General features: G+C 65.2%; 8 protein-coding genes, 1 pseudogene and 1 riboswitch. Of the genes and pseudogenes, 4 read left to right on the top strand and 5 right to left on the bottom strand.

Going from position 1 to position 12,460, the window contains the following annotated elements:
- Positions 1–44: 44 nt before the first annotated feature.
- The gene (locus QIY50_22535; GenBank protein ID WGV20048.1) at positions 45–1,370 is read right to left on the bottom strand and encodes a sigma-54 dependent transcriptional regulator; all 1,326 of its coding nucleotides are present in this window, start codon (positions 1,368–1,370) and stop codon (positions 45–47) included.
- Between the two features lie 342 nt (positions 1,371–1,712).
- Here QIY50_22535 and QIY50_22530 point away from each other — a divergent pair, with 342 nt between their 5' ends.
- The gene (locus tag QIY50_22530) at positions 1,713–1,979 is read left to right on the top strand and encodes a hypothetical protein (protein ID WGV20047.1); all 267 of its coding nucleotides are present in this window, start codon (positions 1,713–1,715) and stop codon (positions 1,977–1,979) included.
- 107 nt (positions 1,980–2,086) lie between these two features.
- Here the strand turns inward: QIY50_22530 and QIY50_22525 are convergent, their stop codons facing one another.
- From QIY50_22525 to cobW, 4 genes and pseudogenes are all read right to left on the bottom strand, one after another.
- Positions 2,087–2,653: a VWA domain-containing protein gene (locus QIY50_22525; GenBank protein WGV20046.1), complete on the bottom strand. Its 567-nt coding sequence runs from the start codon at positions 2,651–2,653 to the stop codon at positions 2,087–2,089.
- Between the two features lie 101 nt (positions 2,654–2,754).
- The gene (locus QIY50_22520; GenBank protein WGV20045.1) at positions 2,755–3,768 is read right to left on the bottom strand and encodes an AAA family ATPase; all 1,014 of its coding nucleotides are present in this window, start codon (positions 3,766–3,768) and stop codon (positions 2,755–2,757) included.
- Between the two features lies 1 nt (position 3,769).
- Positions 3,770–7,532: pseudogene (gene cobN, locus QIY50_22515) on the bottom strand (cobaltochelatase subunit CobN).
- Between the two features lie 3 nt (positions 7,533–7,535).
- Complete coding sequence (gene cobW / locus QIY50_22510; GenBank protein WGV20044.1) at positions 7,536–8,603, bottom strand: cobalamin biosynthesis protein CobW; 1,068 nt, start codon at positions 8,601–8,603, stop codon at positions 7,536–7,538.
- A gap of 99 nt (positions 8,604–8,702) precedes the next feature.
- A riboswitch (cobalamin riboswitch) is annotated at positions 8,703–8,916 on the bottom strand.
- A gap of 98 nt (positions 8,917–9,014) precedes the next feature.
- Between cobW and QIY50_22505 the strand changes: the two genes are divergently transcribed.
- From QIY50_22505 to QIY50_22495, 3 genes are all read left to right on the top strand, one after another.
- Positions 9,015–9,374 (top strand): hypothetical protein, encoded by a 360-nt coding sequence (locus tag QIY50_22505; GenBank protein WGV20043.1) that lies wholly within the window; start codon positions 9,015–9,017, stop codon positions 9,372–9,374.
- A gap of 266 nt (positions 9,375–9,640) precedes the next feature.
- On the top strand, positions 9,641–11,218 hold the full coding sequence (locus QIY50_22500) for an ATP-binding cassette domain-containing protein (protein WGV20042.1): 1,578 nt from the start codon (positions 9,641–9,643) through the stop codon (positions 11,216–11,218).
- A 136-nt stretch (positions 11,219–11,354) separates the two neighbouring features.
- Positions 11,355–12,374: a branched-chain amino acid aminotransferase gene (locus tag QIY50_22495; GenBank protein WGV20041.1), complete on the top strand. Its 1,020-nt coding sequence runs from the start codon at positions 11,355–11,357 to the stop codon at positions 12,372–12,374.
- Positions 12,375–12,460: the final 86 nt, after the last annotated feature.

Raw genomic sequence — 12,460 nt, 5'->3', positions numbered from 1 at the left:
GTCGGTACAGTATCTATAGGAGCGCATGTCTTTTCCGCTGCTGCTCAGCGAATCTGATGCTTGTGCAGCAGCCGGTAGAAAGTTGGCCGCGAAATGCCTAGCACCTTGGCCGCCACGCTCAGGTTGTCACTGTGCCGGTTGAGCACATCGCACAGCGCCTGGCGTTCGGCCCGGTGCTTGTACTCCTCCAGCGTGCCCAGCGGATGCTGCACCTGATCCAGGGGCTGCAACCCCAGGTCCTGCGCCTCGATTTGCCGGCCTTCGGCCAGCACCAGCCCGCGTCGTACCCGGTTGGCCAACTCGCGGACATTGCCCGGCCAGTCATGCCGGCCCATGGCCGCCAGGGCATGGTCACTGAACGAACGCGGTCGGCGCCCGGTTTCCAGGCTGTAGAATTGGGCAAAGTGGCTGGCCAGCATCGACAAGTCACCATGTCGGTCGCGCAACGGCGCGGTCACTACCTGCAACACGTTCAGGCGGTAATACAGGTCTTCGCGAAAGCGCCCTTGCTCGATGGCCCTTTCCAGGTCCACATGGGTAGCCGCCAGTACCCGCACATCCACCGGGATCGGCTGGCTGCCGCCAACCCGCTCGATGTGCTTCTCCTGCAGAAAGCGCAGCAGGTTGGCTTGCAGTTCCAGCGGCAGGTCGCCGATTTCATCGAGGAACAGCGTACCGCCATGGGCCGCTTCGATGCGCCCGGCTTTGCGCTGGTGGGCACCAGTGAACGCACCCTTCTCATGGCCGAACAGCTCAGACTGAATCAGGTGCTCGGGGATTGCCCCGCAGTTGATGGCAATGAACGGCTTCTCGCTGCGTTGCGACTGGCGGTGCAGGATGCGCGCCACCAGTTCCTTGCCGGTGCCGCTTTCGCCGCGGATCAGCACCGGCGATTCGGTCGGCGCCAGCTTGCCCAGCAGCTTGCGCAATTCACGAATCGGCCGGCTTTCGCCGAGCAATTCGTGGCTCGCCTCATCGACCCTGACCGCCCCTTTGCCACGCAGGCGCGCCATGCCAAAGGCGCGGCCGAGGGTAACCTGAACCCGGGAAACGTCGAACGGCAAGGTGTGGAAGTCGAAGAACCATTCACAAACGAAATCGCCGACAGCCGGCATGCGCAGCTGTTCGGCGCTGAGCACGGCAATCCATTCCGTGTTGCTGCGCGTGATCAAGTCCTTGACCCCGTCCGGGCGCCTCAGGTGCGACGCCTGCAAGCGCAACAGGCCCACATCGCAACGATGCTCCAGTGCCGCACCGAGCATGCAGCTGTCCACATCCCAGCCTGCGCTGCGCAAACCAGGCAACAAACGGTGGCAGTCGTCGCAGGGGTCGACGATGAGCAAACGGCGTTGGGCGGCAGGCTGTTGCATGACCGATCCTTGGCGCCAGTTTTTGGTTTTCTGAAATAAAACAGCAAGTTGTGGCGCCCGATTAACAGTAGCAACGAAGTTGACGGTTCCCAGTACCGTCTGTCTGCCGAATCATTTTTTTACAATACGTGACGGGAATTTTCGCACTTTATCGACATCACATGGCGGCATGGGCAAGAACGGATTCGACCTTGGCAAAAATTTTTACAACCAATGTGTGACTCGCCCCCGGACAACGAGCATCAGTACACATAACCCCGCGCTGCACATCGCGATAACCGAGGCGACCCTGAAGCAACGCGGACTTAACCTGGATGTTTGGGACCATAGAGAGACCGAACCATGAATGCCCCGCTCCGTGTCAACGAAGCACTGCTGATTGCCGACCACGCCTTCGAACCCTTCCAGTGCGTAGCCTGGGATGCACCCAACGGTACTGGTGAACTGAGCCTGGCAGTGATCGACCGGACCAGCACCCGCATCGGCAGCAAGCAAGTGTCTTCGCGCATCTACTCCGACCCGGCCCAGTGGGCCAGCCTGATCGAGGAAGTGCGTGCCGAACTGTGCGAAAAAGGTTACGACCTGCAACCGTGGTCGATGCCGAAGTAATCTCGGCTGGCAAAACAAGTGCGTGCATTGCCACGCACTTGTACAACTTCCGGGTTGCTGTTCTGGCAACTTTTCTTATTGCGGCATAGTGACGCACCGATACTTCATCAATCCACCAACCTGAACTGTTGCAAGTGCTGGTAATCAGCCTGAAGTTGTTGAGCCAGACGTTGCGCACGCCCCAGGCGCACCGGCGCCAGTTCCATATCCACCAGCAGAGTGGCACACGGCATCGGCTGCACGGTGTTCCAGTGCTGCAGGCGACCGTCGGTAAACACCAGGCAACGTAACGCTTCTTCAGGCTGGGCCCGTTGCCGCCCCTGTAGCCAGTGCCGAGCCTGCTCCAGCGCCGCGATCAATGGCGTGCCACCACCGGCCCCCAAGGCTTGCAGCCACGGTTGCAAAGCGGCCGAGGCCTTCAGGCCGTGGCGCTGCCATTGCGGCGTGCGCCCGCTGGCAGTAAGCAGGGCCAGCCGGGCACGCTGGCGGTAGGCCTGGTCGAACAGCGCCGCCAGCAGCCCTTTGGTTTGTGCCAGCGCCTGATGGCGGCGGGTCGAGGCCGAGGCATCGACGATCACCAACCACAATTCTGCGGGCCTGGCCTGGCGTTGCTGCCAGCACAGGTCCTGGCGCTGGCGTGGCCGGCCCTTGAGCAGGGTCGGCAGCCAGGCCACACGACCGGCCGCAGCACTGTGCGCCCGCCCACGGCTGGCCCCGTACTGCTTGCCCGCGCCGGTTTTGGCATCCGCCCCTTTGGCAGGTGGCTGGGGGATGCTCAGGGCTTTTTTGCCCAGTTCGGCACCTCGCGGCGGGCACCGCTGGCCACGGGCTGCGCCGGCAATGCGCCCCAGTCGCCCTGCCCGCCTTGTTCGCCAGGGTTGCCAGCGCCTTGCTGACTGGGCGGCTGCTCAGGCTGCGACGGCGGGTTGGCCTGGGGCGTAACGCGGCGACGATGGCGCAAGGCGAACTCGGCCACTGCATCGACATCGGCTTCTTCGATCGCCACACCACCGCGCCAGGCGCAGTGGGCGCGGGCGGCGCGTAGCCAGACCAGGTCGGCGCGCAGGCCATCGACCCCAGCGGCGTAACAGCGCTCGGTGATCCAGGCCAGCGCCTGGTCATCCAGGGCAATGGCGGCCAGGGCGTGGCGCGCCGCCTGGCAGCGCTCGCGCAATTGCGCCTGGGCTTGCGCCCATTGCGCGCAGAACGCTTGCGGGTCACTGTCGAAGGCCAGGCGACGGCGGATGATCTGCTGCCGCGCCTGCGGCTCGGGCAAACCCTCCAGTGCCACATTCAAGCCAAAGCGGTCGAGCAACTGCGGGCGCAGCTCGCCTTCTTCCGGGTTCATGGTGCCGATCAGTACGAAACGGGCATTGTGCCGGTGCGAAATACCATCGCGCTCGATGCGGTTGGTGCCGCTGGCTGCCACGTCGAGCAACAGATCGACCAAGGTATCGGGCAGCAAGTTGACTTCATCGACATACAGCACGCCACCGTCGGCCTGGGCCAGCACGCCCGGGGAAAACTGTGCCTTGCCCTGCCCCAGCGCGGCATCCAGGTCGAGGGTGCCGACCAGCCGCTCTTCACTGGCGCCCAGCGGCAGGGTGACGAACGGGCCCTCACCGAGCAGGTCGGCCAAGCCGCGGGCCAAGGTGCTCTTGGCCATGCCGCGTGGGCCTTCGATTAGCACACCGCCGATTTTCGGGTCGATGGCGGTCAGGCACAGCGCCAGCTTCAGGTCGTCGGCGCCGACCACGGCGGCCAGCGGAAATTGTACGGGTTCACTCATTTCAAGCCTGTTCCTCGCCGTCGAGCAGCTGCTCCTCAAGGGCTTCGCGGTAGTCGCCTGGCGCCTGCCACAGGCCGCGCTGCTGGGCCTCCAGCAGGCGTTCGGTGAGGTCGCGCAGGGCCTCGGGGTTGTGCTCGCGCATGAAATCGCGGGTTGCCGGGTCGAGCACGTAGGCATCGGCCAACCCCTGGTAATGATGGTCGTCGATCAGGTGCGTGGTGGCGTCGAAGGCGAACAGGTTGTCGACCGTCGCTGCCATCTCGAAGGCGCCCTTGTAGCCGTGGCGCTTGACCCCGTCGAGCCACTTCGGGTTCAACGCCCGGGCGCGGATGACCCGGTTCAGCTCTTCCTTGAGGGTGCGGATGCGCGGCCGGTCAGCCTGGCTGTGGTCGCCGTGGTAGCTGGCAACGTCAGCCCCGCTCAAGGTTTCCGACGCCGCCAGCATACCGCCCTGGAACTGGTAGTAGTCGTTGGAATCGAGCAGGTCATGCTCGTGGTTGTCCTGGTTCTGCAGCACCGCCTGCACCTTGGCCAGGCGTTGGGCGAACTGGGCGCGGGCCGGGGTACCGTCGTCGCTGGCGCCATAGGCGTAACCGCCATGGTTGAGGTAGACCTCGGCCAGGTCGTGGCGGCTATGCCACAGGCGACCGTCGATAGCGTTCTGCACCCCGGCACCGTAGGCACCGGGCTTGGCACCAAACACCCGCCAGCCGGCCTGGCGCGCGGCCTGTTCGGCGTCCACGCCCTGCTCCAGCAGTGCGGCCCGCTCGCTGCGCACGCGGGCGGCCAGGGGGTTGAGGTCGTCGGGTTCGTCCAGCGCGGCCACTGCCTGCACAGCGGCGTCGAACAGGCGGATCAGGTTGCCGAAGGCATCGCGGAAAAACCCGGAAACGCGCAAAGTCACGTCCACCCGTGGGCGGTCGAGCAAGCTTAGCGGCAGTATTTCGAAGTCGTCGACGCGCTGACTGCCGGTGGCCCACACCGGCCGCACGCCCATCAGCGCCATGGCCTGGGCGATGTCGTCACCGCCGGTGCGCATGGTTGCCGTACCCCACACCGACAGGCCCAGCTGGCGCAGGTGGTCACCATGGTCCTGCAAGTGGCGTTTCAAGAATCAGGTTGGCCGAGGCGAAGCCAAGGCGCCAGGCCGTGGTGGTGGGCAAGTTGCGCACGTCCACGGTATAGAAGTTGCGGCCGGTGGGCAGCACGTCGAGGCGCCCACGACTAGGCGCGCCGCTGGGGCCGGCGGGCACGAAACGCCCGGCCAGCGCTGCCAGCAGGCCATTCATTTCGGCGGTGCCACAGGCGTCCAGGCTTGGTGCCACCGCATCGCGCAGGGCCTGTACAACGTCCTGCACCGGCTGCCATTCGCTCTGGTCGGGCAACTGCGCTGCGCTGCTTAACGCCTGTTCGATCACCTGCAGCGCCAAAAGCTCCAGGCGTTCGCGGGTGTCGCCACAGGTGCGCCAAGGTTCACTGCTCATGGCCTGCAGCTGGTCAGGGCGTGCGCCCTGCCACGGCTGGCCAAGTTCGCAATCGAGCGGGTCGAAGCCCGGCACCAGCGCCTTGGCCAGGGCCCGCAACAGGCTGGCATTGCCGCCACGGCCGTCGCCACGCTCGACCCGCAACAGCGCCAGCAGGGTATCCAGGCGCAGCCGCCCTTCAGGCGATTCTCCGAACACATGCAGGCCATCGCGAATCTGCGATTCCTTCAGGTCGCACAGGTAGGTGTCCAGCCGTGGCAGCCACACGGCGGCATCGTCCAGTTGCCCTTCCAGTTGCAGCTCGCGGTCGATGTGGTTGGCCTTGACCAGTTCGAGGATATCGCGCTGCAACTCGCGCGCGCGCCGCGGGTCGAGCAGCTGTGCTTCGTAGAACTCGTCGGCCAGTTGCTCCAGGTGCCGCAGCGGCCCATAGGTTTCGGCGCGGGTCAGCGGCGGCATCAGGTGGTCGATGATCACCGCCTGGGTGCGGCGCTTGGCTTGGGCGCCCTCGCCCGGGTCATTGACGATGAACGGGTAGATGTTCGGCAGCGGGCCGAGCAAGGCGTCCGGCCAGCACTGGGCCGACAGCCCTACGCCTTTGCCGGGCAGCCATTCGAGGTTGCCGTGCTTGCCAACATGGATCACCGCATCAGCTGCAAAGGCATGGCGCAGCCAGAAGTGGAACGCCAGGTAGCCGTGCGGCGGCACCAGGTCGGGGTCGTGGTACACCGCACTGGGGTCCACCTGGTAGCCGCGTGCCGGCTGGATGCCGACGAAGGTCAGGCCGAAGCGCAGGCCGGCGACCATCAACCGGCCACTGCGGTGCATCGGGTCTTGCTCGGGCGGCCCCCAGCGCTCCAGTACCGCCTGGCGGTTGCCCTCGGGCAGGCGCTCGAATGCGGCCTGGTAATCGGCCAGGCTCAGGCTCTGGGCGCAGGGGCGCTGATCGAGGTGGTCGAGATCGTTGGTCACGCCGCCAAGCAGCTGGTGGATCAGTTGCGTGCCGCTGCCCGGCAAATCGGCCAGCGGGTAGCCTTCGGCTTGCAGGGCCTTGAGGATGTTCAGCGCGGCTGCGGGGGTATCCAGGCCGACACCATTGCCAATGCGGCCATCCCGGGTCGGGTAGTTGGCCAGCACCAGGGCCACGCGCTTCTGGGCGTTCGGCAGGCGGGCAAGCTCGACCCAGCGGCGCGCCAGTTCGGCGACGAAGTCCATGCGCTCGGGGTGGGCGCGGTAGCACACCACATCGGACTGGCTGCGTTCGCTGCGCCAGGCCATGTCCTTGAAGCTGACCGGGCGGGTGATGATGCGCCCGTCCAGCTCGGGCAAGGCAATGTGCATGGCCAGGTCGCGCGCGCCCAGGCCCTGCTCGCTGGCTTCCCAGCCGGGCTGGTTGTCTTGCGCGCAGATGGCCTGCAGCACCGGAATGTCGCGACGGAACGGGCGCAGGTTGGGGCGTTCCGGGCTGGACAGGGCAAAACCGGTGGTGTTGACCAGCACCTCGGCGCCGACCTCGTCCAGCCAGGCTTCGACCTGCTCCAGGCAGGCGCTTTCCTTGAGGCTGGCCACGGCGATCGGCAACGGGTTGAGCCCGGCGGCCTGCAGGCGCTGGCAGAACACGTCGATGAACGCAGTGTTGGCCGCCTGCAGGTGCGAACGGTAGAACAACAGCGGCGCCACTGGGTGTTCGGGGTGCCAGTGCGGGTACCAGTCCTCCAGCGCCGCGCTGCCCTTCTGCGGGTGGTACACCGCCGTGCGCGGCAACGGCTGCGGCTCGTCCCAGGCATAGTCGCGGCCCAGCCATTGGTTGGCCAGGCAGTTGAACAGGTTGATGGCGTTGGCCTTGCCGCCCTGGCGCAGGTAGTGCCAGAGGCGCTCGGCCTGCGCGCCGCTGACAGTGCCCAGGCTGGTCAGCTCCGGGTCCGGGCGGTCGTCGCCCGGCACCAAAATCAGCTGCACGCCACGGGCTGCCAGCTCGACCAGTTGCTCGACACCATAGCGCCAGTAGCCAACGCCACCGTGCAGCGACACCAGAATGACCTTGGCATGGCGCAGCACTTCGTCAACGTATAGATCGACCGAGGCGTGGTTCTGCACCTGCATCGGGTTGGCCAGGCGCAGGCTGGGGAAATCCTCGGGCAATTGCTCGGCGGTATCGGCGAGCAATGCCAGGTGCGAATCGCCGCTGCAGAGAATCACCAGCTCGGCGGGTGTCTGGCCGAGGTCGGCAATGCTGTCATCCGGCACGAAGCCGCCGGGCTGGGTCCGCAGCAGGTGCATGGGTCAGGCGCCCAGGGCCTGGCGCAGGCGCGCTTCAAGCTGGGCGGCATCGAGGTCCTGGCCGATCAGCACCAGGCGGGTGATGCGCGGCTCGTCGGCGCGCCAGGCGCGGTCGAAGTGCTTGTCGAAACGGGTACCCACGCCTTGCACCAGCAGGCGCATCGGCTTGCCCGGGATGGCCGCGAAGCCTTTGGCGCGCAGGATGCCGAACTCCACAACCAATTGGGTCAGGGCGTCGAGCAGCAGGCTTTCGTCGGCTTCCGGCAGGTCGATGGAGATGGAATCAAAGGCGTCGTGGTCATGATCGTCATGGTCGTCGCCGTCGTGGTGCGAGTCGTGGTGAGTACGGCGGCCATCGATGTGCGCCTCGGACTCGGCACCCACGCCCAGCAGTACTTCCAGTGGCAGCTTGCCGCTGCTGGCTTCGACCACTTTCACCGCTGGCGGCAGTTCTTCGGCGACTTCGGCGCGGACCTTGGCCAGGCCTTCGGCGTCGATCAGGTCGGCTTTGTTCAGCACCACCAGGTCGGCGCTGGCCAGCTGGTCGGCGAACAGCTCGTGCAGCGGCGATTCGTGGTCCAGGTTAGGGTCGAGCTTGCGCTGGGCATCGACCTGGTCCGGGTAGGCGGCGAAGGTGCCGGCAGCCACAGCCGGGCTATCGACCACGGTGATTACCGCGTCGACGGTGCAGGCGTTGCGGATTTCCGGCCACTGGAAGGCTTGCACCAGAGGTTTGGGCAGTGCCAGGCCGCTGGTTTCGATGAGGATATGGTCCAGGTCGCCACGGCGTGCCACCAGCTCCCGCATTACCGGGAAGAATTCTTCCTGCACGGTGCAGCACAGGCAGCCGTTGGCCAGCTCGTAGACGCGGCCGCTGGCTTCTTCCTCGGTGCAACCGATGCTGCACTGTTTGAGGATTTCGCCATCGATGCCCAGCTCGCCGAACTCGTTGACGATCACCGCGATGCGGCGGCCCTGGGCATTGTCGAGCATGTGGCGCAGCAAGGTAGTCTTGCCCGAGCCGAGGAAGCCGGTGACGATGGTGACGGGGAGCTTGGCCAGTGTTTTCATGTCGCATTGCCCTTGGCAGTGTGGCGCGGGCATGCAGGACGACAGCCGCGGGCCAGGCCGGCCGGGCTTGTTCGCCACCGGATCACCCCGCCCGGTTGAAAGTCGAAAACGTGACGAGGCAGGTCTCCTGGCTCGCACCGTTCCATGTGCCCGCTGGAGCAGCAGGCTGGCGGGATGACGCCTTCCCGCGCGCGGGCGCAGTGGCTGTGTCGATCCGTTGTCGGTGCTTACAGTTGCGGGGGCAGCCGCGGCTTGTACCGCGTTCCCGTCTTAGCTTCGGCCTGGCCGAAGAACCTCGAAGTGGCAAGGCTACGCAGTGGCTGGCGGGTGGTCAACCATTGCTGTCGGGCCGGCCGACAACAATTGGCGCGACTGCGTTACAGTGGTGGCTTTGAGCAGCGAGGCCCACCGGTGAAACCCCTGAACAAGCGCGATATTGCACGCCTGGAGCGTGAACTGGTGGTTTGCCTGACCGATGCCTGCGAAACAGCAAAGGCGGAAATCGTTGGTTTCAGCTGGCTTACCCACCGTCTGGCTCCCGAAGATTTTCCGGCCAGCCTGCGCATTACCTGGGTGTTCGAGCGAGAGGCCGACAAGGCCACCGCCTTGGCGGGCGACGCGAAGGTGCGCATGCTGGCGCTGACGGGCCTTGCGCTGGAGCAGGCCGGCATTCAGCTGGACCATCCGGCCTGGCATGTTCGGTTTGACAGTGAAGAGGCCTGCCAGCAGAGCCACGGGGGCGACTGGAGCAAGCGCTTGATGGGGCGCTGAACCAGGGGCATGCGCGGTTCTGGCGCTTCCTGCCTGCACTGGGCACCGGCTTCGCCGGTGTTCGCGGGCACGCCCGCTCCCACAGGGTCCGTGGCGCACTTGCGGAATCTGTTTTCCCGCGACAACGCTGTCTCTATCCGTTAGGCTACGCATTCCCCTGTTACGAGGTATTCGTCCAATGCGCCATTGATGCCGCCGTCCCTTCGACGGCCAGTCTTCAGCCTCCGGTTCGCCCCGGAGATGTCGCGGCATTTGTGGAGTTGTGCATGACGAACATGTCGATCCTGACGCTGGACAGCGTCTCCTTGGCCTTGCCTGACGGCAGGCTGTTGTTTACCGACCTCAGCGAAACCTTCGACCAACGCCGCACCGGCCTGGTCGGGCGCAACGGCGTGGGCAAGAGCCTGCTCGGGCAGATACTTGCCGGCCAGCGCGAGCCCAGCAGGGGCCAGTGTCGGCGCCTTGGGCGCATCCATCTTCTGGACCAGCAAGTGATCGAGCACAGCACCACGGTTGCCGACCTGGCCCAGGTGGGCTCGGTGCTCGCTGCGCTGGAGCGCATCGAGCAAGGCAGCGTCGCAGCCAGTGACTTCGACACCGTTGGCGAACGCTGGGATATCCGCGAGCAATTGCAGGGGCAGCTGCAACGGCACGGCCTGGGGCAGCTTGACTGGCACCAGCCCGCCCACAGCCTGAGCGGCGGTCAGGCCATGCGCGTGGCGCTGGTCGGCGCCTGGCTCAGCGAAGCGGACTACCTGATCCTCGACGAACCGAGCAATCACCTGGACAGCAACGCCCGCGCCCAACTGCTGAGCATGATCCAAGCCTGGGACCGAGGCTTGCTGGTGATCAGCCATGATCGCGGCCTGCTCGCCCACATGGCGCGCATCGTCGAGTTGTCCAGCCTGGGCTTGCAGGCCTATGGCGGCAACTACAGCTTCTATTCGGCCCGGAAAGCCAGCCAGACTGCGCAGGCCCAACAGCAACTTGCCCGCCTGAAACAGGAGCAACAACGCCAGATGCGCGAACTGCAACGCCAGCGCGAAGACCTGGAACGTCACCAAGCCCGCGCCGGGCGCAACGCCAGGCATGCCAACCAGGCCAAGATCCTGATCGACCGCCAGCAGGAACGCAGCCAGTCCACTGCGGGCAAGCAGCGCCGCGACCATCGTGATGCCCGGCAGGCGCTGCAGGGCAAAGTGCGTGACGCCTCTCGCAAAGTCGGGCAGGACAGTGCCATTACCCTGCACGCACCCACGCCACAGCGCCATCCGGGCCGGGAAGTGCTGGCCCTGCAGGCGCTGCGCCTGCCCCACGGCACGCGCAAACCACTGAACCTGCGCTTGTGCCTGGGCCAGCGTTTGGGCCTGGCCGGCGCCAACGGCAGTGGCAAGTCTACCCTGCTCAAGCTGCTGAACGGTGAATTGCCAGCACCGCCCGAGAATCTGCGCCTCAGTGGCGAAACCGCCCTGCTCGACCAGCACTGCAGCGCATTACCCAGCGATACCAGCGTGCTCGACCACCTGAGCAAGGCGAATCCGACACTGGCCCAGGGCGACTTGCGCAGCCGCCTGGCGCAACTGGGCCTGGATGCGGCCCGTATCGAACTGCCCAGCGGCCTGCTAAGTGGTGGTGAGCGGATGAAGGCGGCACTGGCCGCCGTGCTGTACCGAGAACGACCGCTCGACCTGTTGTTGCTGGACGAACCCGGCAATCACCTGGACCTGCCATCACTAGCAGCCCTGGAGCGCATGCTCGGGCAGTTTCGCGGGGCGCTGGTGGTGGCCTCGCACGACGCGGTATTGCTGCAAAACCTGGCGCTTGACGCGTACCTGCAGCTGTAGCAAACGAAAAAAATGCATTGCAGGCTATCAATTCGTGACTGGCCGTTCCCGATCTGCCACGGATGTATTATGGTGGCGTGGTGCGCATATAACAGCAGCCCGAGCGATCGGGCACCTGCAAGACAATGAGGGTGTCATGAGCAACGAAAGCATTAATTGGGACAAGCTCGGTTTCGACTACATCAAGACCGACAAACGCTACCTGTCCGTATGGCGCAATGGCGAGTGGGACAAAGGCACCCTGACCGAAGACAACGTACTGCACATCAGTGAAGGCTCCACTGCCCTGCACTACGGCCAGCAGTGCTTCGAGGGCCTGAAGGCCTACCGTTGCAAGGACGGTTCGATCAACCTGTTCCGCCCGGACCAGAACGCCGCCCGCATGCAGCGCAGCTGCGCCCGCCTGCTGATGCCGCAGGTGCCGACCGATGTGTTCATCGAGGCGTGCAAGCAAGTGGTCAAGGCCAACGAGAAGTTCGTGCCGCCGCATGGCAAAGGCGCCCTCTACCTGCGTCCGTTCGTGATCGGCACAGGTGACAACATTGGCGTGCGCACCGCCCCCGAGTTCATCTTCTCGATCTTCGCCATCCCGGTTGGCTCGTACTTCAAGGGCGGCATGAAGCCGCACAATTTCCAGATTTCCAGCTTCGACCGCGCGGCCCCGCAAGGCACCGGCGCGGCCAAGGTCGGTGGCAACTACGCCGCCAGCCTGCAGCCGGGCGCGGAAGCGAAGAAAGCCAACTTCGCCGACGCCATCTACCTCGATCCGCTGACTCACACCAAGATCGAGGAAGTCGGTTCGGCCAACTTCTTCGGCATCACCGCCAACAACGAGTTCGTCACCCCGAAATCGGCCTCGGTGCTGCCAGGTATCACCCGCCTGTCGCTGATGGAACTGGCGCAATCGCGCCTGGGCCTGACCGTGATCGAAGGCGATGTGGAAATCAACAAGCTGGACCGCTTCATCGAAGCCGGCGCCTGCGGTACCGCTGCGGTGATCACCCCGATCGGCGGCATCGAGTACAACGGCAAGCTGCACGTGTTCCATGACCTGGAAAAGGTCGGCCCGGTTACCCAGAAGCTCTACAACGAGCTGACCGGTATCCAGAGCGGTGACGTGGAAGCGCCCGCAGGCTGGATCGTCAAGGTTGCCTGAGGCGCTTTGACGGTTTGAAAAACGGGGCATGCCAGCGATGGCATGCCCCGTTTTTTGCGCACTCATGCTCGAAAGACATGTCCCTG

It is taken from the genome of Pseudomonas putida (assembly GCA_029953615.1).
In the GTDB taxonomy this organism is placed as follows: domain Bacteria; phylum Pseudomonadota; class Gammaproteobacteria; order Pseudomonadales; family Pseudomonadaceae; genus Aquipseudomonas.
The sequence above is the reverse complement of the archived record's forward strand: the minus strand, read 5'-3'. Positions and strand labels throughout refer to the sequence as shown.